Here is a 22,244-nt window from a genome sequence, read left to right as displayed (position 1 = left end):
GAAGCTTTCTTGTCGGATGATTGCGGCGCCCGACTGCCGCGTCCAAAGGACGGGCCTGTGGACGAAGTCGTCCGGGCGCGAAACGAGGGACGCATTTTACTCCGGTAAACTTAAGTTATCCACAGGCGAACCGGCAAAAAACCCTGAAAAACTTCATCTATCCACAGGCGGCGCAGCAACCATCTTCATAGCATTCACGTAAAGGCGCTTGAGGGGCGGGTGATAGGGGGACAGAGTAGCGCGCTTGTGGACAAGACAAGCTCATCCTTGGGGACGAGGTTTTTTGTAACAGCCTGTGCAAAACCGGAAATCGGGACGAATCCTGTCCCCGATTTCCCCTGTGGGCAACGTGAACGGAAGGAAAAATCCGGCTGTGGATAAGACAAAAAGGCCGGCGTCAATCGACCACAGCACCATCGACAAAGACCTTCATTTCACCAGTCTGATATTGGGTCCAGACTTCATTGTCGGTCAGCGGCTGGGTGACGATCACGGCCACCCGGTCATTGGTGGTGGTGACTTCGGAAAAGTCGACCGACAGATCCTCGTCCGACAGCTTGGCCTTGGCAAAGGGATGCTGGCGGACGATGTAATAGAGATTGGTGGAGCAGTGGGTATACAGCGCCGAGCCGTCCGAGAGCAGCATGTTGAAGGTGCCATGGCTGGCGATGCCGTCGACGATCTCGCGCAGCGCCACGCGCAGGTCGGCCAGCAAGGGCAGGGTGTCGCCGAAGCGCTTGCGCATCTCCTGCAGGATGAAGCAGAAGGCCAGTTCACTATCGGTGGTGCCGACCGGCCGGAAAGGCCCGTCCAGCGTGGGGGTGAAGTTTTTCAGGTCACCATTGTGGGCAAACACCCAATAGCGGCCCCACAGTTCGCGCACGAAGGGATGGCAGTTGGCCAGCGTGACGCGACCTTGCGTGGCCTTGCGGATATGGGCGATGACGTGCTGCGACTTGATCGGATAGCGCTTGATCAGCTCGGCCACCGGCGACTCCACGGCGGCCTGGTGATCGACGAAGGTGCGCACCCCGGAGCCCTCGAAGAAGGCGATCCCCCAGCCATCGCGGTGGTGATCGGTCAGCCCGCCACGGGTGGCAAAGCCGGTGAAGCTGAAGACGATATCGGTGGGGGTGTTGCAGTTCATCCCGAGAAGCTGGCACATGATGTCTTGCGGTGAGGCTGTGATGATAGTCAGATGAACAAGTTATCACGATTGCCACCGGCCATGACGCGGGCTGTGGACAAAAAAAGCCCCGCGAGCTTGCGCTGGCGGGGCTAATCCTTCCTAAAGAGGGAGGAGGAGACACAGTACGACCTACAAAACTTCAACTACACGACCAGAAGCCGGTGGGCCTCGAACGACGGTCAGGCGGGGACTGGATCAGTCACGCGCGGCCATGTTGCGCAGTTCGGCGGCAAAACTTGGTTGGGACAGGCTGTATTCGTTGGCCATGCGGTTCAGCATCATCTTGCCGCTGAACTTGTGCGCCAGGATGCGTTGCTCCAGCGACTTGCGCGGCTTGACCAGCAGCACGGCGGCTTGCGCCAGTCCCAGGATCAGCGGCTTGAACACCATCATCAGGGTCACCAGTGCACCCAGACCCAGCGCCGGACGGACATAAGCCGCGATCAAACCGAGGAAGGACTGCGCGAAGGGCAGGGCTGCTTCTGCGGGAAAGGCCAGGTTCAGGAAGGACATGATATTTCTACCTCTGATAATCAGGCCGCGACACGATTGCGCGACGTTCAAGTTCACTGTTGTTGCGTCGCAGTATGCTGGTTCGGGGCCTGTATGACTACTTTAGAGTTCTCATATCAGTTATAGCCTTTGTGAATAAAGCGGTTTCAGCCTGCCAAATTCTTCATATCGCCCTGGAACCCGCTTCAAGCGGGAGACAAGGCGACCAGGAGCCGCCGATGCCGTCGCGCCGGCACAGCTTTCTTGACGGAACCGATGCGGATTTACAACGCCGTTTGACGCCAGGTCCGGGGGCGCTGAATATCTGGCATGGGAAAATCGGGGGAAACGCTCATATCCGGCCATCCGGACATGCAGCCTGCAAAGGCAGGAAGCCCGCCGCACGCGGCTTGCAGCGGACCCACGAAAAAAAACCCCACAGGCTGAGCCTGCGGGGTTAATCCTTCCTAAAGAGGGAGGAGGAGACAACGGATCGGTGTCCTGACGCGTTGATCGAATCAGCGTCAACATAAGCGCCGTACGCGCCGGGAACTACCGAAATCCTTCACTACCGGCATCGGCCTCGGGGCTGATGCCAAGGTCACGCAGAAGTCATGCGCGACCGGTAAAACTTGAATCTGGTGAAGCAGAAACCTTCGATTAACCGCGCGAAGCGATGAAGCGCAGTTCAGCAGCCAGGTTCGGCTGGGTGGCTTCGAACTTGTCGGCCATGCGGTTCAGCTGGCGGGCACCGGTAGCGCGATCCTGTTCGGCGGCGACCAGAGCAACGGCTTGCAGCTCGTGGGCCTTGACGAAGTGGATGAAGATGTTGCGCATGACGGCGGCGAACTTGCTCTTGAAGGTGCTGTTGGTGCTTTGTGCGATGGTTGCCATGATTCGATCCTTGACGTTGTGTGTTATGTTGCATTGCAGTGTAGTGAACTCACATTTGTTTGCCCACTTTCCGTTTCGGATATCAGTTATATAATCTGTGAATAATCTTTCTGCCGGCGATCACCGGCGTCCATACTGCCTCTCCTTGCCGCCACAAAGGCCCGCCCTATGAGCTTTCTCACCCTGGACCTGAACCTGTTGCGCGTATTCGACGCCGTCATGACCGAGCAGAACCTCACGCGCGCCGCCAATTTGCTGGCCATGACGCAGCCGGCTGTCTCCAATGCGCTACGCCGCCTGCGCGACACTCTCAACGATGACCTGGTGATCCGCACCGCCCACGGGGTCAAGCCCACGCCGCGCGCCGAAGAACTGTGGCCGACCGTGCGCCGGGCGCTTTCCGAGTTGGAAGCGGTGATCGCGCCCGAAAGCTTCGACATCTCGCGCGCCCAGAACACCTTCCGCATGGCCATGGTGGACGCCACGGCCGCGCTCTGGCTGCCTTCGCTGGTGCGCACCATCATGCGCGACGCCCCGCGCATCAAGATCCGCATGATGCCGCTGACCACCCGCGATCCGCGCGCCATGCTGCTGCGCGGGGACATCGACCTGGCCGTGGGCTTCTTTCCCGGCGTGACCGCGCAGCTGGCCGATGGCCAGGGCATGGCCAAGAGCCAGATCAGCCATGCGCGGCTCTACACCGGCCAGTACGTCTGCGTGATGCACAAGAACCATCCGCTGGCCGGGCAGCCGCTGACGCTGGATAGCTACTGCAGCGCCGATCACCTGCTGGTGAGCCTGTCAGGCAAACCCCATGCCGTCATCGATGACGTGCTGGCGGGCATGAACCGCGAGCGCAAGATCCTGCTGACGGTGAACCAGTTCTTCACGGCCGGGCGCATCGTGGCCAGCTCCGAGCTCATCACCGTGCTGCCGCGCCACCTGGTGGCAGCCACCGGCATGGCCGAGGCGCTGGTGGTGAAGGAATTGCCCTTCCAGACTCCGGAAGAGCACGTGGACATGCTCTGGCATGAACGCGACGCCCGCAATCCGGCCCACAAGTGGCTGCGTGCACACTTGTCTGCAACAACCCATGACGAATTTGGTCGTATCAACATGAAGCGCTGATGCAGCGCGTGCGGCCAACGGCTTTCCCGAACTGACTCATCCACAGGCGTCCCGGAGACAGGCGCCCGGAAAACCGCCCCCCGCGCGCATCGGCGCCTGTTGATAACCCCAACCAGGGAAGCCGACCCGATGCCGCGCCTGACCAAAATCCTCCTTTGGCTGCTTGCCAGCCTTGTCCTCGTGATCGCCGCCGCGGTCATTTTCATCCTCACCTTCGACTGGAACCGGGCCAAGCCCTGGATCAATACCCGCGTTTCGGCCGCCACCGGGCGCGAGTTCGCCATCGACGGCAATCTCTCCCTGCACTGGCAACGGCCTGAGCCGACCACCCCGCCAGCCAGCTTCTGGGTGCCCTGGCCGCGCTTGCAGGCGGAGAACCTGCGGCTTGGCAATCCGGCAGCGTTTGCTTCCTCGGGGCAGATGGCGACGGTGCGGCAAGTCACTTTCACGCTCAATCCCTTGCCGCTGCTTGTGCACAAGATTTCTTTGCCCTCGCTGGAGGTGCAGGATCCTTCCGTGTCTCTGCTGCGCAATCGCGAGGCTGTGAACAACTGGACCTTCAAGACCGACAACAGCGGCCCATCGGCCTGGCAGCTGCAGCTCGGGCGCATCAGCCTGCGCCAGGGCAAGCTGGCCCTCGACGACGCTGTGCAAAAGATCAACATCAAGGCTGACATCGACACCCTTGATCCCGACAAGGAAAAGATCTACGGGCTGGGCTGGAAGCTCGCCGGCAGCTTCAACGGCGCGCCGGTGTCGGGCGAGGGCAAGGCCGGTGGCGTGCTGTCCCTGCAGGACCAGCAGCAACCGTATCCGCTGCAGGCCCAGGTGAAGGTCGGCAAGACCGCCATCGGCGTGCGTGGCACCCTGACCAAGCCGGCCGAGCTGGCCGCGCTGGACCTGCGGCTCTCGATTGCCGGCGCCAGCATGGGCAACCTCTATCCGCTGACCGGCGTGCTGCTGCCGGAAACGCCGCCCTTTGCCACTGAAGGCCGCCTGATCGGCAAGATCTCCCCGGATCGCAGCCAATGGCATTACCAGGACTTCAGCGGCAAGGTCGGCGACAGCGATCTCAGCGGCAGCCTGGACTACCTGACCGGCGGCGCACGCCCGCAACTGACTGGCGCGCTGACCTCCAAGGTGCTGCGCTTCGACGACCTGGCCCCGCTGATCGGCGCCGACTCCAACGCCGATAAAGCCCAGCGCGGTGCCGAGGAGCGCCAACCCGGGGACAAGGTGCTGCCGGTCAAGACCTTCAGTACCGATGCATGGGGCGCGCTGGATGCGGATGTACGCTTCACCGGCAAAAGCATCACGCGCCAGGAGGGGCTGCCCATCAGCGACCTGCAGGCGCACCTGATCCTGAAGGACAAGGTGCTCACGCTCGACCCGCTTAACTTCGGCGTGGCTGGCGGCAACCTGACCTCCACCATCCGGCTGGATGGCCAGGCCGCCCGGATGAAGTCCGAGATGAAGCTTTCTGCACGCAAGCTGAAGATCCAGAAACTCTATCCCCAGCTCGATGCCTCCCGAACCAGCTTCGGCGAGATCAACGGCGACGCCAAGCTGAGCGCAACCGGCAATTCAGTGGCGGCCATGCTCGGCTCGGCCAATGGCGAAGTGAAGACCTTGGTCAACCAGGGCGCCATCAGCAAATTCCTGCTGGAGGCTGCCGGCCTGAACGTGGGCAACGTGGTCATCAGCAAGCTGTTCGGCGACAAGGAGGTCAAGCTCAATTGCCTGGCCGGCGACTTGCCCGTGCATGACGGGGTCATGAACGTGAAGACCCTGCTGCTGGACACGGAAGACGCCCTCATCGTGGTCGATGGCAGCATCGACATGAAGCGCGAACAGCTGGACCTGAACGTCCACCCGCGCAGCAAGGGCTTGCGCATCATCTCGCTGCGCTCGCCGCTGTACGTGAAGGGCAGCTTCAAGAATCCGGACGTGGGCGTGGACAAGGGCGTGCTGGCGCTGCGCGCCGGCGGTGCGGTGGCGCTGGGTCTGCTGGCACCGGTGACGGCCATCCTGCCCCTCATCAATATCGACGGCGACCAGAAGGCTGAGTGCGGCCAATTACTGGAAGAAGTGAAGAAAGCGCCCCAGGCTCCTCCACCGGGCAAAAGCACTGTGCAGAAGCGCGCGCCTAAAAATTAAGCAGCTCAAAAACGTGAAGATTCTTGCCGCCGGGCCAGGGGATAACTTCCCTGGCCCGGCGTCATTTCTGGTGTGCATCGCGTCTCTCGAAGACCGTGTGCTTTTGATGCCTGTGAAGAAAAACCCCACAAACTCTGTGCGATCTGCCCTTTTGGGCAGTTCAGCTGGGGTAAATCGGTGACCAAATGTCGGAAATCGGTGACTTCTCGAAAATCTCGGGTTGCCGGTGCCGAATCCATCAAATTCGCAAATGCCTGTGGATAAAGTTCTGAATAACTTTTTCATCGTTTGGGGAAAAGTCAAAAAGTTATCCAAAGGCGGATTTTTATCCAAGATCGGTTATGGGCTCATACAGACCTTGCCCAAGGCGTTGTCCTTTTCGTAAACGGCTGATTTTTCTCGTGTTAACCAAGTTATCCACAGTGGGACCCGGACGTTAACCATCACTACTAATTTTATAAACAGCTTAGATTTAAAGCCTAAGCGCACGAGCTTTCGCCCGCGACGCTGCCTGGTCTCCAACCCGGCAGGGCTGTTCTGCCTGGCAACAAAACGGGGGGAATTCGTGAATTTCAGCGCAGGGAAGACGGGAAAAATACGCTGTGGGCAAGTTTTTCAGCTGTGATCGCCAGGATGGGTCCTGGATAAGGGCCTACGCGACGCGGTCATGGAGGACGCAGGGTGCAGAGCGCTGTGGAAAAGAAAGCCCGCCACGGGCCTGCGCGCCGCCTTGAGCGGCTTTTTTTATCCACAGGAGACGGCAATCCGGGTTTGGCGACTGGAAATCCTGCGGTTTTGACGACCGCAGTGGATAAATCATCAAGCCTTCAGGTCAATCGCGGCCGGAACATCGAGCGCCAGGTCGCTTGTGGCTTCGGCCACACACGGCAGGATCCAGCCTTCGGCCTTTTCTTCCCGCGTCAGTCCGGGCCATTCGATCTGGTAGGCGATTTCGCCTGTGAACAATTTGCACATGCAGGTCCGGCAAGTGCCATTGCGGCACGAGTTGGGCAGCCGGACACCGGCGCGCAGGCCCGACTGCAGCAGAGACAGTCCATCAACTTGTTCAAATTGCAAACCCGAAGGCTGAATTTCTACGAAGAACGGTTTTTTGTTGTCCATGCCGCAATTTTCCGGGGTTTGAAGGCCGCCTGTGGATAAGTCTCTGCATATCCGCTGGGCGTTTTGGGTATATCTCGCTGATTTGTCCACCGCCGAAAAATTGTCCAGAATCTGTGCCTCGGCAATGCAGAAGCTTACCAAGCGTTTATCAGAAAGCTAAAGTCTTGATTCTTTTCGTGTAAACCGAGTTATCCACAGTTTTTGGCGACGTTAACAACTACTACTACTTATATATATCCACATCTGAATTAAAGAACCGAAAGCGCGTGCGCAGTGGACATCTTTCCAAAAAATTAGCTTTCAAACACCAAAAGCCGCTGAAAAGCCCTTGGCAAGCTCCTGATACGGGTGAAAATCCCTTTAGGTTCGGCAGGAAGACGGGGATTTCAGAAAGAAATTGCCATAACACAACTTGAAGAGATGTCTTCAAGGCAAGTTCTTTCAGCATTCAGGTCTGCCAGACTTGTTGCAGCAATTGAAAAACGGCCTTGATGGCGGCTTCATGTTGTCTTTTTTCTAATGCAATGAAGCTCAGTTCGGTCGACAGTTCGACCGCATCTGCAATCACGAGACCATGCGCATGCGCCTGGCTCAAGGCGATGGACTCCCGCGCCAGGGAGAGACCGACCCCGGATTTCACCAGGTCGAGCATGGACGACTCCTGGTCCACCAAAGCTACGGTCTGCGGTTTTGTCTGATGTTGGGCGAAGATCTTGCTTAATAGACGATGATGAGCGGATTCTGCGGGCGTCCATATCCACGGCAGGCGCGCTAGTTCTTTCCATCCTTTGCCCGAAACGCGATTCTTCCAGCCGGCCGGGGCGATCACGTTGTAGCTGAATGAGGTCAGCGTCATGGCGTGAAAACCCTTGCCGGGATCCCCGAGGAAAAATCCGACATCGAGCTTGCCCGCCCGCACTTCATTGAGCACCGAACCCGACATGTGATGCGACAGCTGGGTCGACAGCTGCGGATGCCGCTCGACCAGCAACTTCAGGAAAGCACCGAGCCGGATGAATTCCGGATCCAGGATGGTGCCGATGGCCAGGCTGCCGGAAAGAAGGTTGTCGCTGGAACGCAATCCGGTGGCATGACGGCGCAATTCCTGGACATCGCCCAGCACGCGCTCGGCGAAAGGGAGCAAGGTATTGCCCTCGGCGGTGAGGACCATGCCGGATGCACTCCGATTGAACAAGGCCAGGCCCAGACTTTCCTGCAGCGCCTTGATCTGCAGGCTTACGGCCGGCTGGGTCAGATGCAGCTTTTCGGCGGCCCGGGTCAGATTGCCTTCATGGGCAACTGCGATAAATGCGCGTAATTGCGTCAGATCCATGGTCTTCTTCCATGATCGCTCAGCATTTCAAGGGAGATGGGATGTGGATATCCCGGTGTACAGCCTGTGAGGATCTTGTGGGTAGCGTGTGAACAATAATGCCTCGATTATAAGCATTCTTTATATTGCTCTTGATAATTCCTCATTGGATGTGAAACCGGCAGGCGACTATTCTTGCTCTTCCATGCCCATCGTCCGTCGGGGTGACGGATGTGGCCCGCTTGCAGGAGGGAGCAGGAGACAGCGCCTTCCATCTTCACTGAAAACACCAAAGGAAACCTTATGAGCCTCCCGCAGATCGATCACTTCATCAATGGCCAGATTTCGCGCTCCGAGAGCGGCCGCAGCCAGGACGTCTTCAACCCGGCCACCGGCGCTGCCAGCGCCAAGGTCTCCCTGGCCTCGGTACAGGAAGTCAATGCCGCCGTGGCCGCCGCCAGTGCAGCGGCTCCGGCCTGGGCTGAGACGGCACCGTTGAAGCGGGCACGGGTGCTGTTCAAGTTCAAGGAGCTGATCGAGCAGAACCACGATGCGCTGGCCAAGGCCATCACGCTGGAGCACGGCAAGGTGTTTTCGGATGCGAAAGGGGAGGTCACGCGCGGCCTGGAGATCGTCGAATTCGCCACCGGCATCCCGCAATTGCTCAAGACCCAGTTCACCGACAACATCGGCGGCGGCATCGACAACTGGAACCTGCGCCAGCCTCTGGGCGTGACGGCCGGCATCACCCCGTTCAACTTCCCGGTGATGGTGCCGCTGTGGATGGCGCCGATTGCCATTGCCACCGGCAACAGCTTCGTGCTCAAGCCTTCCGAGCGCGATCCTTCACCTTCGCTGATGCTGGCTGAACTGTTCAAGCGCGCCGGCCTGCCGGACGGCGTCTTCAACGTGGTCCAGGGCGACAAGGTGGCCGTGGACGCGCTGCTGGAGCATCCCGAGGTGCAGGCGGTGTCCTTCGTCGGCTCGACCCCCATTGCTGAATACATCTACCGCAAGGCCACCGAGCGGGCCGGTACCTTCCCGCTGCGCGCCCAGGCCCTGGGCGGTGCCAAGAACCACCTTGTGGTCATGCCCGACGCCAACCTGGAGCAGGCCGTCGATGCCCTGATCGGTGCGGCCTATGGGTCGGCCGGCGAGCGCTGCATGGCGATCTCGGTGGCGGTGGCCGTGGGCAGCGTGGCCGACAAGCTGGTGGAGGCACTGATCCCGCGCGTGAAGGCGCTCAAGGTCAAGAACGGCATGGAAGATGACGCCGAGATGGGCCCGCTGGTCACCGCCGCCCACAAGGCCAAGGTGGAGGGTTACATCCAGAGCGGCGTGGATGCTGGTGCCAGGCTGCTGGTCGATGGCCGCGGGCTGAAGGTGCCAGGCCATGAGGAAGGATTCTTCATCGGCGGCACGCTCTTCGACAATGTCACCACCGACATGAAGATCTACCAGGAAGAAATCTTCGGTCCGGTGCTGTGCGTGGTGCGCGTGCCGGACTTCGCTTCGGCCGTGCAGCTGATCAACGCGCATGAGTACGGCAATGGCGTCTCGCTCTTTACGGCCGACGGCAATACCGCGCATGAATTCTCGCGCCGCATCCAGGTCGGCATGGTGGGCATCAACGTGCCCATCCCGGTGCCGATGGCCTGGCATTCCTTCGGCGGCTGGAAGCGCTCGCTCTTCGGCGATACCCATGCCTATGGCGAAGAGGGTATCCGCTTCTATACGCGCTACAAGTCCATCATGCAGCGCTGGTCGGCCACCATCGGCAAGGGCGCGGAGTTCACCATGCCGGTGGCGAAGTAAGCCGGGCGCCGGCCGCCTCTTGCCGGGGCAGGGGGCGGCAGCAGACGACAAGACCACAAGATCACAAGAACAAGCCAGCGGAGACACCATGCAATCGGCAGGGCAATACGACTACATCATCATTGGCGCCGGCACGGCCGGCTGCGTCATGGCCAACCGGCTCTCGCGCCAGACCGGCAAGAAGGTGCTGCTGCTGGAAGCGGGTGCCAAGGACGACTACATCTGGATTCATATCCCGGTGGGCTATCTCTACTGCATCAACAATCCACGGACTGACTGGATGTTCCGCACCGAGGCCGATGCGGGCCTCAACGGCCGCAGCCTGATCTACCCGCGCGGCAAGGTGCTGGGCGGCTGCTCTTCCATCAACGGCATGATCTACATGCGCGGCCAGGCGCGTGACTACGAGCACTGGGCCGAGGTCACGGGGGACGACAGCTGGCGCTGGCAGAACGTCCTTCCGCTGTTCAAGAAAAGCGAGGACTATCACCTCGGTGCCAGCCAGTTCCACGGAGCCGGTGGTGAATGGCGCGTGGAGAAGCAGCGCCTGCGCTGGGATATCCTCGATGCCTTCCGCGATGCGGCCGCCGAGAATGGCATCCCCAAGGTTGAGGACTTCAACTGCGGCGACAACGAGGGCTCTGGCTACTTCGACGTCAACCAGAAGCGCGGCGTGCGCTGGAACGCTTCCAAGGCCTTCCTGCGGCCTGCCATGAAGGATGGCAACCTCACCATCATGACCGGCTCCCACGTGAGCCGCCTGCGCATGGAGCAGGGCGAGCAGGGGCCGGTGTGCACCGGCGTCGAATTCACCGGCGGGGGCAGTGCCTGGTTTGCCGAAGCCAAGGAAACCATTCTCTGTGCCGGTGCCATCGGTTCGCCGCACATCCTGCAGATGTCGGGCATCGCCGATCCCGCGCTGCTGCAACAGCACCAGATCCCGGTGGTACATGCGCTGCCGGGCGTGGGCGAGAACCTGCAGGATCACCTGCAGATGCGCATGGTTTTCAAGGTCGATGGCGCCAGGACCCTCAACGCCATGGCGTCGACGCTGGTCGGCAAGATGAAGATCGGGCTGGAATACCTGCTCCTGCAAAGCGGCCCGATGTCGATGGCGCCCTCGCAGCTGGGCGCCTTCGCCAAATCCGATGCGCAGCAGGCCAGCGCCAACCTGCAATATCACGTGCAGCCGCTGTCGCTGGAAAAATTCGGCGATCCTCTTCACGCCTTCCCGGCCTTCACCGCCAGCGTGTGCAACCTGCGTCCGACCTCGCGCGGCCACGTGCGCCTGGGCTCGACCGATCACGCCCTGGCGCCCAAGATCACCACCAACTATCTCTCTACCGAAGAAGACCTCAAGGTCGCCGCCAACGCGCTGCGCCTGACCCGCCGCATCGCGGCCTCGCCCGCGCTCTCGCGCTATCGCCCCGAGGAATACAAGCCGGGCACGCAATACGAAAGTGAAGCCGATCTGTATCGCGCCGCCGGTGAAGTGGGCACCACCATCTTCCATCCGGTCGGTACCTGCCGCATGGGCCGCAGCGATGATGCCATGGCCGTGGTCGATGCCCAATGCCGGGTGCGCGGCGTGTCAGGACTGAGCGTGGCCGATGCCTCCGTGATGCCCTCCATCACCTCCGGCAACACCAATTCCCCGACCGTCATGATCGCCGAGAAAGTCGCTTCCAGCCTGCTTTCCCGGGCATAAGACGGCAATTCCCAGCCGCTGGACCATACGGTACTTATACGTATTGTATGAATGGTACGAACCGGCTACTATGCGCCAAATATTAAAACTAGCTTCTCGATTCGCCAGGTAAACAACGCGGTTCCTGAATCCAAAAGATTCAGCTTGTCCGCAGCAGGCAGGCCTCGACGACCGGATCCACCGGCGCGGGCATCAAAGGGAAAGAAGAGACCATGACAGACGTCATTCTGGAGACAAGAAACCTGACGAAGGAATTCAAGGGTTTCACGGCAGTAAGCGCGGTCAACCTGCAAATTGAGCGCGGTCACATTCATGCCTTGATCGGCCCCAATGGCGCCGGCAAGACGACTTGCTTCAACCTCTTGACCAAGTTCCTGGTGCCGACCTCGGGCCAGATCCTGTTCAACGGCAAAGACATCACCATGGATGCGCCTGCGCAGATCGCGCGCCAGGGCATCATTCGTTCCTTCCAGATTTCCGCTGTCTTCCCGCACATGAGCGTGCTGGAAAACGTGCGCATCGGCCTGCAGCGCAAGCTCGGTACTTCGTTTCATTTCTGGAAGAACGGCGAGAGCCTCAAGCAGCTCGACGAGCGCGCCATGCAGCTGCTGGAAGAAGTGGACCTGACCAGTTTTGCCCGCACCACCACGGTGGACCTCCCGTACGGCCGCAAGCGCGCCCTGGAGATCGCTACCACCCTGGCCATGGAGCCGGAACTGATGCTGCTGGACGAACCGACCCAGGGCATGGGCCACGAAGACGTGGACCGTGTCACCGCCCTGATCAAGAAGGTCTCGGCCGGCCGCACCATCCTGATGGTGGAGCACAACATGAGCGTGATCTCCGGCATCTGCGACCGCATCAGCGTGCTGCAACGCGGCGCGCTGCTGGCCGAAGGCAGCTATGAAGAAGTCTCGCGCAATCCGCAGGTGATGGAAGCCTACATGGGCAGCACCTCGGCCGAACTGCAAGGGGCTCACTGATGAGTACCGCCACCATGAATGCTGCTGCCATGACGACGTCTTCTTCTTCCGCGCCTCTGGTGCTGCAGATCAGCGATCTGCAATCCTGGTACGGCGAATCGCACATCCTGCACAACGTCAACCTCAACGTCCACCAGGGCGAGGTGGTGACGCTGCTGGGCCGCAACGGTGCCGGCCGTACTACCACGCTGCGCTCCATCATGGGCCTGGTCGGTACCCGCAAGGGCTCGATCAAGATCAACGGCCAGGAAACCATCAACCTGGCCACCCACAAGATCGCTCACTACGGCGTGGGGTATTGCCCGGAAGAGCGGGGCATCTTCTCCTCGCTCTCGGCCGAAGAAAACCTGATGCTGCCGCCCTTCGTCTCCAAGACCGACAAGGGCATGTCCATCGACGAGATCTACGAGATGTTCCCCAACCTGAAGGAACGTCGCAACAGCCAGGGCACGCGCCTGTCCGGTGGTGAACAGCAGATGCTGGCCGTGGCCCGCATCCTGCGCACCGGTGCCCGCCTGCTGCTGCTCGACGAGATCTCCGAAGGCCTGGCGCCGGTCATCGTGCAGGCCCTGGCCCGCATGATCACCACCCTCAAGGCCAAGGGCTACACCATCGTCATGGTCGAGCAGAACTTCCGCTTCGCCGCGCCGCTGGCAGATCGCTTCTATGTGATGGAACACGGCCAGATCGTCGAATCCTTCGCTTCCTCCCAGCTGGAAGCGAAGATGCAGACCTTGAACGAACTGCTCGGCGTTTAAGCACCGCGCCTCGGCACTGCGCTGCCGGGGCCGGCCTCCAGATTTTTCCGGTATCACCAGCTTCACGACTAAGAAGTACTGCCAACAAGTACGTCCGCGGGGTGAGCAGATCCTCTCCCCGTTCCACCAAGTTGTCTCGCATCGAAATCATCAAGCGGGCTTCATAACAGAGGAGATGAAAATGAAACTCAAGGCAATGGCACTGGCCGTTACCGCAGCTGCTGCGGCATTCGCGACCGCGCCGGCTTCGGCACAGATCTCGGGTGATGTGATCAAGATCGGTTTCATTACCGATATCTCGGGCGTGTATTCGGACATCGACGGCCAGGGTGGCGCAGAAGCCATCAAGATGGCCATCGCCGACATGGGCGGTTCCATCAACGGCAAGAAGATCGAACTGGTCGTGGCCGACCACCAGAACAAGGCCGACGTGGCCGCCAGCAAGGCCCGTGAATGGTTCGACCAGCAGGGCGTGGATGTGCTGATCGGTGGCACCAACTCCGGCACCGCCCTGGCCAGCGCCAAGGTCGCAGCCGAAAAGAAGAAGGTCTATTTCTCGGTCGGTGCCGGTACGGCCCGCCTGACCAATGAAGAGTGCTCGCCCTACACCGTGCACTACGCCTACGACACCGTGGCCCTGGCCAAGGGCACCGGTTCGGCGGTGGTGAAGCAGGGCGGCAAGAGCTGGTTCTTCCTGACCGCTGACTATGCCTTCGGCCACTCGCTGGAATCCGATACCGCCAACGTCGTGAAGGCCTCCGGCGGCACCGTGGTGGGCGCGGTCAAGCACCCGCTGGGCGCGTCGGACTTCTCGTCCTTCCTGCTGCAGGCACAGAGCTCCAAGGCCCAGATCATCGGCCTGGCCAACGCCGGTGGCGACTTCATCAACTCGGTGAAGGCCGCCAACGAGTTCGGCATTACCAAGACTGCCAAGCTGGCGGGTCTCTTGGTGTTCATCAACGACGTGCACTCGCTGACCCTGAAGAACACCGAAGGCCTGTACCTGACCGACAGCTGGTACTGGGATGCCAACGAGGAAACCCGTGCCTTCGCCAAGCGCTACTTCGCCGTGCGCAAGAAAATGCCGTCCTCCCTGCAAGCCGGCGACTATTCGGCCGCGCTGCAGTACCTGAAGATCGTCAAGGAAATCGGTACCGATGATTCCGACAAGGTCATGGCTGCGCTGCGCAAGGCCAAGTTCAACGACCTGTACCAGAAGAACGGCTACCTGCGCGCCGACGGCCGCGTGGTGCACGACATGTACCTGTACCAGGTGAAGGCCCAGGCAGATTCGAAGTATCCGTGGGACTACTACAAGCTGGTGCAGACCATTCCGGCAGAGCAGGCATGGACCACGAAGGCCGAATCCAAGTGCGCGGCCTGGAAGTAATCCTTTCGCATCGAGCTGCACGCATCAAGCAGTAAGGCCATCGCACAGCCAGCAAAATCTGTCATTTCTGTTCACGCGGGGATGGCAGATTTTTGCTGTAAGCGGTGGCGTTCTTCACCCATCTGGATGAACGGGTTTTTATGGAACTATTCGGCATACCCCTGCAAGCCTTGTTGAGCCAGCTGCTGCTGGGCCTGGTCAACGGCTCCTTCTACGCCATGCTCTCGCTGGGCCTGGCGGTGATCTTCGGCTTGCTCAACGTGATCAACTTCGCGCACGGCACGCTCTACATGCTGGGCGCTTTCCTGGCCTGGATGGGCCTGACCTATCTGGGACTCAATTACTGGGTCATGCTCATCGTGGCGCCGATCCTGGTGGGCCTGTTCGGCATCGTGATCGAGAAGACCATGCTGCGCTGGCTCTACAAGCTGGACCACCTCTACGGGCTGCTGCTGACTTTCGGCATCACGCTCATGATCGAGGGCATCTTCCGCTCCATCTATGGCGTCTCGGGCCAGCCGTATTCGGTGCCTGACCTGCTGCAGGGCGCGACCAACCTCGGCTTCATGGTGCTGCCCAACTATCGCGCCTGGGTCGTGGTGGCCTCGCTGGTGATCTGCTTTGCCACCTGGTTCGTGATCGAGAAGACGCGCCTGGGCGCCTACCTGCGCGCCGGTACCGAGAACCCCAAGCTGGTGGAAGCCTTCGGCATCAACGTGCCCCTGATGGTGACCCTGACCTACGGCTTCGGCGTGGCCCTGGCGGCCTTCGCCGGTGTGCTGGCGGCACCCGTGATCCAGGTCTCGCCGCTGATGGGCTCGAACCTGATCATTACCGTCTTCGCGGTGGTGGTCATCGGTGGCATGGGCTCCATCCTCGGTTCGATCATCACCGGCCTGGTGCTGGGGCTGATCGAAGGCCTGACCCGGGTGTTCTATCCGGAACTGTCGGCCACCGTGGTCTTCATCATCATGGCCATCGTCCTGATGGTCCGTCCGGCCGGCCTGTTCGGCAAAGAGAAATAATCGGAGACCGGCATGAACAAGAAAATCGGAATTGCTGTTTTACTAATATTGTTGTTGGCGGCACCGTTCGGCATCTACCCGGTGTTCCTGATGAAGATGCTGTGCTTTGCGCTGTTCGCCTGCGCCTTCAACCTGCTGATTGGCTACACCGGGCTGTTGTCATTCGGCCATGCGGCTTTCCTCGGCTGGGCCGGCTACATGTGCGGCCAGTCGCTGAAGGTGTGGGGTTTGCCGACCGAACTGGGCCTGATCATCGGTACCCTGACCGGTGCCTTGATCGGCCTGGTGATGGGGCTGCTGGCGATTCGCCGCCAGGGTATCTACTTCACCATGATCACCCTGGCGCTGGCGCAGATGCTGTTCTTCGTGGCCTTGCAGGCGCCGTTCACCGGTGGCGAGGATGGCTTGCAGGGCGTGCCGCGCGGCAAGCTGCTGGGCGTGATCGACCTGGGCAGCGACATGACCTTGTACTACGTCGTGCTGGCCATCGCCGTGGCAGGCTTTGCGCTGATCGTGCGGACCATCCATTCGCCCTTTGGCCAGGTGCTCAAGGCCATCAAGGAGAACGAACCGCGTGCCATCTCGCTGGGCTATGACGTGGCGCGCTACAAGCTGCTGGCCTTCGTGCTGTCGGCCGGCTTGTCGGGTCTGGCGGGCGCCACCAAGACGCTGGTGCTGGGCTTCGAGACCCTGACCGACGTGCACTGGAGCATGTCCGGCCTGGTGGTGCTGATGACCCTGGTGGGTGGCCTGGGCACCATCGTCGGCCCCATCGTCGGCGCGATCATCATCATCATGCTGGAGAACAAGCTGGGTGATATCGGTGCCTGGCTGGCCAATGTCACCAGCATCGACTGGTTCAATACCCTGGGAGATTCGGTGACGATTGTGACCGGCTTCATCTTCATCGTCTGCGTGCTGGCTTTCCGAAAGGGTATCGTGGGCGAGATCCTGGCCTTGGCCGGGAAGGGGCAAGCCAAGGGATCGCACTAGTTTTTCGCTGAAGCTTAAAACTTCATCTGCCGCCGGCAAGTCACCTGAGGGTGATTTCCCGGCGGTAATTTTTTGTCTTCATCACGGACCAGCCAGAACAGCAGGGATGTGTTCCGCAACAGTGCGTGAAGCATCATCTCTGTGACTGATGCCAGCGAGGGCAGGGCGGTAGAATGTGGCCCGCCTGATCCATTCTTCATTTCACCGTTTATCCATCCCCCTCATCCTATGCGCAGCCCTGTTTCATCCTTTGCCGATCTGGCAGTTCATTTCTTCACGTTGTCCGGGGAGGGCGAGTGATGCTGGACTATGTGGTGTTGTGTGGCGCGGCCTTCGTTGCTGGCTTGATCGATGCGGTTGTTGGAGGAGGGGGGCTGGTGCTGGTGCCGACCCTGTTCTCCGTCTTTCCCAATACGGCCCCGGCGACTTTGCTGGGGACGAACAAGGTGGCTGGCGTAATGGGCACGAGCGCCGCTGCCATCAACTTTGCACGCAACGTCGCAGTGCGGTGGAGTACCGTGACGCCCGCGGCGATGGCAGCCTTTGCTTTTTCCTTCTTCGGAGCCTATGTCGTCACCCATATCCCGACAGAGCTGATTCGCAAGGCCTTGCCCTTCGTCCTGATCGCCGTTGCACTCTACACGTTGAAGAAGAAGGACTTCGGCACCACCCATGCGCCCACGCTGAACGGCACGCGTGAGATCGTGTACGCCGCGCTGATTGGTGGGGCAGTGGGCTTTTATGATGGCGTGTTCGGGCCGGGTACGGGCAGCTTCCTGGTGTTCCTGTTCGTGCGCGTATTCAGCTATGACTTCCTCTCGGCCTCGGCCGTCTCCAAGTTCGTCAACATTGCGACCAACCTGGCAGCCCTGTGCTGGTTCGGGTACAGCGGCCACGTCATCTGGCAATTGGGTTTGCTGATGGCCGTGTTCAACATTGGGGGCTCCCTGGTGGGCACACGACTGGCGATGAAACATGGCAGCGTCTTCGTTCGCAAGTTGTTCCTGGTGGTGGTGGGAGCACTGATCCTGAAGTCGGGTTACGACGCTTTCCTCAAGTAGGGCAGAAACTTCACCGGATGTTTCACGTGAAACATCCGACCCCCGACCCAAAAGACGGAGCGCGATGCTCCGTTTTTTTATTCATATTCCGACTTCAACCCCAAAAGCCAGCCCGCTGTTTCACGTGAAACAATCCCCATCGATGTTTCACTGATCAGCCAAGACTATCGAATCCGTCCGCCGATAGTGTCCAGCAGGGCAGGGAAGTGCGGTAAACCAACAGCTACGGACCCCGCCTCCGACCCCGCCAGACAAAAGGTCTTATAATCTCGCCTCTGTTCTCACCTCTACGCGAGGCCCGCATCATGCTATTCCCCACACAATTTGACGTCATCGTCGTTGGCGGCGGTCACGCCGGCACCGAAGCTGCACTGGCCGCAGCACGCATGGGCCAGAAAACCCTGCTCCTGACGCACAACATCGAAACCCTGGGCCAGATGTCCTGCAATCCCTCCATCGGCGGGATCGGCAAGGGCCACCTGGTCAAGGAAGTCGATGCCATGGGTGGGGCGATGGCAATTGCCACCGATGAGGCGGGCATCCAGTTCCGCATCCTGAATTCCTCCAAGGGGCCGGCCGTGCGCGCCACCCGCGCCCAAGCCGACCGTATCCTGTACAAGGCAGCGATCCGCTCGCGCCTGGAAAACCAGCCCAACCTGTGGCTGTTCCAGCAGGCGGTGGATGACCTGATGCTGGAAGGCGACCGCGTCGTCGGCGCTATCACCCAGGCCGGTATCCGCTTTGCCGGCCGTGCCGTGGTGCTGACCGCCGGGACTTTCCTGGACGGGAAGATCCACGTTGGCCTGAACAATTATTCCGGCGGCCGTGCCGGTGATCCGCCAGCGGTCTCGCTGTCGGCGCGCCTGAAGGAATTGAAGCTGCCGCAGGGCCGCTTGAAGACCGGTACCCCGCCGCGCATCGATGGCCGCAGCATCAACCTGGCGATCCTGGAAGAGCAGCCGGGCGATCTCGATCCGGTACCGGTGTTCTCCGTCATGGGCAATGCCGCCATGCACCCGCGCCAGATGCCGTGCTGGATCACCCATACCAACAGCCGCACCCACGACATCATCCGTGGCGGGCTGGATCGCAGCCCGATGTACACCGGCGTCATCGAAGGTGTGGGCCCGCGTTACTGCCCCTCCATCGAAGACAAGATCCATCGCTTCGCCAGCAAGGATTCGCACCAGATCTACCTGGAACCCGAGGGCCTGACCACCCACGAGTTCTACCCCAATGGCATCTCCACCAGCCTGCCGTTCGACGTGCAGCTGGAACTGGTGCGCTCGATGAAGGGCATGGAAAACGCCCACATCCTGCGTCCCGGCTATGCCATCGAATATGACTATTACGATCCGCGCGGCCTGAAGTCTTCGCTGGAAACCCGCCAGGTCCAGGGCCTGTTCTTCGCCGGCCAGATCAACGGCACCACCGGCTATGAAGAAGCGGCCGCCCAGGGCATGCTGGCCGGCATCAACGCCGCCCTGCAGACCCAGGGCCGTGAAGCCTGGACTCCGCGCCGCGATGAAGCCTACCTCGGCGTGCTGGTCGACGACCTGGTCACACAGGGCGTGCAGGAGCCATACCGCATGTTCACCAGCCGCGCCGAGTATCGCCTCTCGCTGCGCGAGGACAATGCCGACCTGCGCCTGACCGAAATCGGCCGCGAACTCGGCTGCGTCGGCGATGCACAATGGGAAGCCTTCGAGCGCAAGCGCGAAGCCGTTTCACGTGAAATGGAGCGCCTGAAGTCGACCTGGGTGAACCCGCGCATCCTGGCTGCGGCTGAAGCCGAGCGCGTGCTGGGCAAGGCCATCGAACGCGAATACAACCTGCTGGACCTGCTGCGCCGTCCCAACGTGACTTATGACAGCCTCATGGGCCTGACCGGTACCGAAGGCCAGGCGCTGGCCGGCCCCGGCATCGAAGAGGGCCCGGTGCGTGAACAGGTCGAGATCCAGGTCAAGTACGCGGGTTACATCGCGCGCCAGGCCAACGAGATCAGCCGCCAGGATCACAATGAAAACCTGAAGCTGCCGGCCGACCTCGACTACATGGACGTCAAGGCACTCTCCATCGAAGTGCGCCAGAAGCTCAACAAGCATCGCCCGGAAACCCTGGGCCAGGCTTCCCGCATTTCCGGGGTGACCCCGGCGGCGCTGTCGCTGCTGCTGGTGCACCTGAAGAAGGGCGGCCTGAAACAGGCGGCGGGCGCTGACAACCAGGCGGCGTGAAGATAAATACCGGACACCTGTCCCGAACCAGATCAATACCAAGGCATCACGGATGAGCAACACTGCAGACCTGAACAATCTGACCCGCACCCTGAAGGAAGGCGCAACGGCCATGGGCCTGGCGCTCTCCGCTGCCCAGATCGACAAGCTGATGGCATACCAGGCCCTGCTGGCCAAGTGGAACAAGGTCTACAACCTGACGGCCCTGCGTGATCCGGCGCAGATGGTGACGCACCACCTGCTCGATTCGCTCTCGGCAGTGTCGGCCTTCGCGGGTGCCCAGCGGGTGCTGGATGTGGGTGCCGGTGGCGGCCTGCCGGGCATCGTGCTGGCCATCTGGGCGGCCGAGGCGCAGCCGCAGATGCAGATTACCCTGGTCGATACGGTTTCGAAGAAAACCGCCTTCCTCAATCAGGTGAAGGCCCAATTGCACCTGGGCAATGTGACGGTGCTGCATGCGCGGGTCGAGCAGTTGCCTGTCGAGCAACAATACGATGTCATCACTTCGCGTGCTTTTGCGGAACTGAAGGACTTCGTCACATGGTCGAACCACCTCCTGCAACAAGGTGGCAAGTACATCGCCCTCAAGGGCGTGCTGCCGCAGGAGGAAATCGACCGGTTGCCGGCGGGGTGGAAGGTGCAGCAAGTGCAGCCCCTGCAGGTGCCGGGCCTGGATGCCGAACGGCATCTCATCTTCATGGAAAGAACGACCTGATGAACAAACTGAAACTGGCCCTGGTGGCCACCATGGTCTCGATGGCAGCCTACGGCGGCCTGGGCATGGCGTCCGCTTCCGCCCAGGAGGTCAAGACGGTCCCTTCGGTGGACCTGAAGCGTTACGCCGGCAAGTGGTACGAAATCGCCAAGATTCCCAACAGCTTCCAGAAAAAATGCATTTCCAGCACCAGCGCCGAGTATTCCGCGCGCGATGATGGCATGATCGATGTCGTCAACCGCTGCAAGACGGCCGATGGCATGGATGAAGCCAAGGGTGTGGCGCGGGTGGTCCCGGGCAGCAACAACAGCAAGCTGGAAGTGCGCTTTGCACCGGCATGGCTGTCGTGGATCCCGATGGTGTGGGGCGACTACTGGATCATGGACCTGGACGATCAATACACCCTGGCCACCGTGGGCAGCCCCTCGCGCGAATACCTGTGGATCCTCTCGCGCACGCCTACCATCAGTGACGAGCAATACGAGAACGCACTCAACAACGCCACCAAGCAAGGGTTCGATACCGCGCGGGTGGTCAAGAGCAAGCCGTAACACGGTAACTCACATCAGGCCAGCGGCCCGGGCAGCAACCCGGGCCGCTCACATTCAAGGAGACCCACCATGCAGGCGATCTTTCATTCCCTCGGCATCACCGACATCTGGCAACTGATTGCGGCCACCATGGTGTTCCTGCTCCTGCCTGGTCCCGGTACCTTCTGCATGCTCACCTGCGCGGCCAAGAGCGGCTTGCGCGGCGGCTTCATGGCACAGGCTGGCATCATGCTGGGCGACATCGTGCTGATGTTCCTGGCTGCGGCCGGCGTGGCCGCCTTGCTGCATGCCAATCCCTTGCTGTTCCATGGCCTGCAATACCTGGGCGCGGCCTATCTGGCCTACCTGGGCGGACGTCTCCTGTTTGCAAGAGACGAGGGCGGTGGTACAGTCGTACCCTTTTCCAATGCCGCAGATTTCCGGCGCGGCTTTTTGGTCACCTTGTTCAACCCGAAAGCCATCGTGTTCTACATGGCCTTCTTCCCGCTGTTCCTGGATCCGGCCACGCAGCAAGGCGCGCTGACCTTCTTCACGATGGGCGCAGTCATCAGCAGTTGCACCCTCCTGTATGGCAGTTTCCTGGTCATCGTCGGCAATGCCGCCGCGCGCCGCATGGCCCGCAATCGCACCATCGCCAAACTGGCTTCACGGGCAGCCGGCGTATTCCTGATCGGTTTCGGCATCAAGTTGACCACGCAATAACGCACTCATAAGAAC

At 60.7% G+C, this 22,244-nt stretch carries 19 protein-coding genes; 14 read left to right on the top strand and 5 right to left on the bottom strand.

Annotated elements, in window-relative coordinates:
* Positions 1 to 397: 397 nt before the first annotated feature.
* From ACLRDN_RS25080 to ACLRDN_RS25070, 3 genes are all read right to left on the bottom strand, one after another.
* On the bottom strand, positions 398 to 1,165 hold the full coding sequence (locus ACLRDN_RS25080; protein WP_039782910.1) for a class II glutamine amidotransferase: 768 nt from the start codon (positions 1,163 to 1,165) through the stop codon (positions 398 to 400).
* A 219-nt stretch (positions 1,166 to 1,384) separates the two neighbouring features.
* On the bottom strand, positions 1,385 to 1,702 hold the full coding sequence (locus ACLRDN_RS25075) for a hypothetical protein (RefSeq protein WP_413458474.1): 318 nt from the start codon (positions 1,700 to 1,702) through the stop codon (positions 1,385 to 1,387).
* A gap of 639 nt (positions 1,703 to 2,341) precedes the next feature.
* Positions 2,342 to 2,575, bottom strand: a complete 234-nt coding sequence (locus ACLRDN_RS25070) for a hypothetical protein (protein WP_034330420.1) — start codon at positions 2,573 to 2,575, stop codon at positions 2,342 to 2,344.
* Positions 2,576 to 2,743: 168 nt separating this feature from the next.
* On the opposite strand from ACLRDN_RS25070, the gene ACLRDN_RS25065 reads away from it, so the two are divergent.
* Positions 2,744 to 3,703, top strand: coding sequence for a LysR family transcriptional regulator (locus ACLRDN_RS25065; protein WP_034330421.1), 960 nt, complete (start codon positions 2,744 to 2,746; stop codon positions 3,701 to 3,703).
* Positions 3,704 to 3,832: 129 nt separating this feature from the next.
* Positions 3,833 to 5,860, top strand: coding sequence for an AsmA family protein (locus tag ACLRDN_RS25060; protein ID WP_413458473.1), 2,028 nt, complete (start codon positions 3,833 to 3,835; stop codon positions 5,858 to 5,860).
* Between the two features lie 819 nt (positions 5,861 to 6,679).
* On the opposite strand, the gene ACLRDN_RS25055 is transcribed toward ACLRDN_RS25060, so the two are convergent.
* Both ACLRDN_RS25055 and ACLRDN_RS25050 read right to left on the bottom strand, forming a co-directional pair.
* Positions 6,680 to 6,982, bottom strand: coding sequence for a 2Fe-2S iron-sulfur cluster-binding protein (locus ACLRDN_RS25055; RefSeq protein ID WP_413458472.1), 303 nt, complete (start codon positions 6,980 to 6,982; stop codon positions 6,680 to 6,682).
* Positions 6,983 to 7,430: 448 nt separating this feature from the next.
* Positions 7,431 to 8,315 (bottom strand): LysR family transcriptional regulator, encoded by an 885-nt coding sequence (locus tag ACLRDN_RS25050; protein WP_413458471.1) that lies wholly within the window; start codon positions 8,313 to 8,315, stop codon positions 7,431 to 7,433.
* Positions 8,316 to 8,597: 282 nt separating this feature from the next.
* Between ACLRDN_RS25050 and ACLRDN_RS25045 the strand changes: the two genes are divergently transcribed.
* The 12 genes from ACLRDN_RS25045 to leuE all read left to right on the top strand — a co-directional run bounded on the left by ACLRDN_RS25045 (position 8,598) and on the right by leuE (position 22,229).
* Positions 8,598 to 10,109 carry a CoA-acylating methylmalonate-semialdehyde dehydrogenase gene (locus tag ACLRDN_RS25045; RefSeq protein ID WP_413458470.1) on the top strand — a complete coding sequence of 504 codons (1,512 nt, stop codon included), beginning with the start codon at positions 8,598 to 8,600 and terminating at the stop codon, positions 10,107 to 10,109.
* 88 nt (positions 10,110 to 10,197) lie between these two features.
* Positions 10,198 to 11,817, top strand: coding sequence for a GMC family oxidoreductase (locus ACLRDN_RS25040; protein WP_413458469.1), 1,620 nt, complete (start codon positions 10,198 to 10,200; stop codon positions 11,815 to 11,817).
* Positions 11,818 to 12,029: 212 nt separating this feature from the next.
* Positions 12,030 to 12,800: an ABC transporter ATP-binding protein gene (locus tag ACLRDN_RS25035; protein ID WP_034335283.1), complete on the top strand. Its 771-nt coding sequence runs from the start codon at positions 12,030 to 12,032 to the stop codon at positions 12,798 to 12,800.
* Positions 12,800 to 13,558 carry an ABC transporter ATP-binding protein gene (locus ACLRDN_RS25030; protein WP_371925508.1) on the top strand — a complete coding sequence of 253 codons (759 nt, stop codon included), beginning with the start codon at positions 12,800 to 12,802 and terminating at the stop codon, positions 13,556 to 13,558. The genes ACLRDN_RS25035 and ACLRDN_RS25030 overlap by 1 nt, the downstream gene beginning before the upstream one ends.
* A gap of 181 nt (positions 13,559 to 13,739) precedes the next feature.
* Complete coding sequence (locus tag ACLRDN_RS25025) at positions 13,740 to 14,948, top strand: ABC transporter substrate-binding protein (protein WP_204726320.1); 1,209 nt, start codon at positions 13,740 to 13,742, stop codon at positions 14,946 to 14,948.
* 140 nt (positions 14,949 to 15,088) lie between these two features.
* Positions 15,089 to 15,973: a branched-chain amino acid ABC transporter permease gene (locus ACLRDN_RS25020; protein ID WP_034335261.1), complete on the top strand. Its 885-nt coding sequence runs from the start codon at positions 15,089 to 15,091 to the stop codon at positions 15,971 to 15,973.
* A gap of 12 nt (positions 15,974 to 15,985) precedes the next feature.
* A complete protein-coding gene (locus ACLRDN_RS25015; protein ID WP_121037407.1) occupies positions 15,986 to 16,966 on the top strand; it encodes a branched-chain amino acid ABC transporter permease in 981 nt (326 codons plus the stop codon).
* A gap of 299 nt (positions 16,967 to 17,265) precedes the next feature.
* Positions 17,266 to 18,027 (top strand): sulfite exporter TauE/SafE family protein, encoded by a 762-nt coding sequence (locus tag ACLRDN_RS25010; protein WP_413460446.1) that lies wholly within the window; start codon positions 17,266 to 17,268, stop codon positions 18,025 to 18,027.
* Between the two features lie 305 nt (positions 18,028 to 18,332).
* Entirely contained in the window at positions 18,333 to 20,261 is a 1,929-nt protein-coding gene (gene mnmG / locus ACLRDN_RS25005; RefSeq protein ID WP_413458468.1) for a tRNA uridine-5-carboxymethylaminomethyl(34) synthesis enzyme MnmG, read from the top strand.
* A gap of 52 nt (positions 20,262 to 20,313) precedes the next feature.
* On the top strand, positions 20,314 to 20,976 hold the full coding sequence (gene rsmG, locus ACLRDN_RS25000; protein WP_039782933.1) for a 16S rRNA (guanine(527)-N(7))-methyltransferase RsmG: 663 nt from the start codon (positions 20,314 to 20,316) through the stop codon (positions 20,974 to 20,976).
* Complete coding sequence (locus ACLRDN_RS24995; RefSeq protein ID WP_413458467.1) at positions 20,976 to 21,527, top strand: lipocalin family protein; 552 nt, start codon at positions 20,976 to 20,978, stop codon at positions 21,525 to 21,527. Before rsmG ends, ACLRDN_RS24995 begins: the two co-directional genes overlap by 1 nt.
* A gap of 69 nt (positions 21,528 to 21,596) precedes the next feature.
* Positions 21,597 to 22,229, top strand: a complete 633-nt coding sequence (gene leuE, locus ACLRDN_RS24990) for a leucine efflux protein LeuE (protein ID WP_413458466.1) — start codon at positions 21,597 to 21,599, stop codon at positions 22,227 to 22,229.
* Positions 22,230 to 22,244 lie beyond the last annotated feature (15 nt).

This window comes from Herbaspirillum huttiense, assembly GCF_047300815.1.
Classification (GTDB): Bacteria; Pseudomonadota; Gammaproteobacteria; order Burkholderiales; family Burkholderiaceae_D; genus Herbaspirillum; species Herbaspirillum huttiense_A.
Note: the sequence above shows the minus strand (reverse complement) of the source record. Positions and strands in the feature narration are given on the sequence as shown.

Bases quoted from the DNA above. Each gene is read 5' to 3' on its own strand.
- ACLRDN_RS25080 (WP_039782910.1), bottom strand. From the start codon at position 1,165: ATGTGCCAGCTTCTCGGGATGAACTGCAACACCCCCACCGATATCGTC.
- ACLRDN_RS25075 (WP_413458474.1), bottom strand. From the start codon at position 1,702: ATGTCCTTCCTGAACCTGGCCTTTCCCGCAGAAGCAGCCCTGCCCTTC.
- ACLRDN_RS25070 (WP_034330420.1), bottom strand. From the start codon at position 2,575: ATGGCAACCATCGCACAAAGCACCAACAGCACCTTCAAGAGCAAGTTC.
- ACLRDN_RS25065 (WP_034330421.1), top strand. From the start codon at position 2,744: ATGAGCTTTCTCACCCTGGACCTGAACCTGTTGCGCGTATTCGACGCC.
- ACLRDN_RS25060 (WP_413458473.1), top strand. From the start codon at position 3,833: ATGCCGCGCCTGACCAAAATCCTCCTTTGGCTGCTTGCCAGCCTTGTC.
- ACLRDN_RS25055 (WP_413458472.1), bottom strand. From the start codon at position 6,982: ATGGACAACAAAAAACCGTTCTTCGTAGAAATTCAGCCTTCGGGTTTG.
- ACLRDN_RS25050 (WP_413458471.1), bottom strand. From the start codon at position 8,315: ATGGATCTGACGCAATTACGCGCATTTATCGCAGTTGCCCATGAAGGC.
- ACLRDN_RS25045 (WP_413458470.1), top strand. From the start codon at position 8,598: ATGAGCCTCCCGCAGATCGATCACTTCATCAATGGCCAGATTTCGCGC.
- ACLRDN_RS25040 (WP_413458469.1), top strand. From the start codon at position 10,198: ATGCAATCGGCAGGGCAATACGACTACATCATCATTGGCGCCGGCACG.
- ACLRDN_RS25035 (WP_034335283.1), top strand. From the start codon at position 12,030: ATGACAGACGTCATTCTGGAGACAAGAAACCTGACGAAGGAATTCAAG.
- ACLRDN_RS25030 (WP_371925508.1), top strand. From the start codon at position 12,800: ATGAGTACCGCCACCATGAATGCTGCTGCCATGACGACGTCTTCTTCT.
- ACLRDN_RS25025 (WP_204726320.1), top strand. From the start codon at position 13,740: ATGAAACTCAAGGCAATGGCACTGGCCGTTACCGCAGCTGCTGCGGCA.
- ACLRDN_RS25020 (WP_034335261.1), top strand. From the start codon at position 15,089: ATGGAACTATTCGGCATACCCCTGCAAGCCTTGTTGAGCCAGCTGCTG.
- ACLRDN_RS25015 (WP_121037407.1), top strand. From the start codon at position 15,986: ATGAACAAGAAAATCGGAATTGCTGTTTTACTAATATTGTTGTTGGCG.
- ACLRDN_RS25010 (WP_413460446.1), top strand. From the start codon at position 17,266: ATGCTGGACTATGTGGTGTTGTGTGGCGCGGCCTTCGTTGCTGGCTTG.
- mnmG (WP_413458468.1), top strand. From the start codon at position 18,333: ATGCTATTCCCCACACAATTTGACGTCATCGTCGTTGGCGGCGGTCAC.
- rsmG (WP_039782933.1), top strand. From the start codon at position 20,314: ATGAGCAACACTGCAGACCTGAACAATCTGACCCGCACCCTGAAGGAA.
- ACLRDN_RS24995 (WP_413458467.1), top strand. From the start codon at position 20,976: ATGAACAAACTGAAACTGGCCCTGGTGGCCACCATGGTCTCGATGGCA.
- leuE (WP_413458466.1), top strand. From the start codon at position 21,597: ATGCAGGCGATCTTTCATTCCCTCGGCATCACCGACATCTGGCAACTG.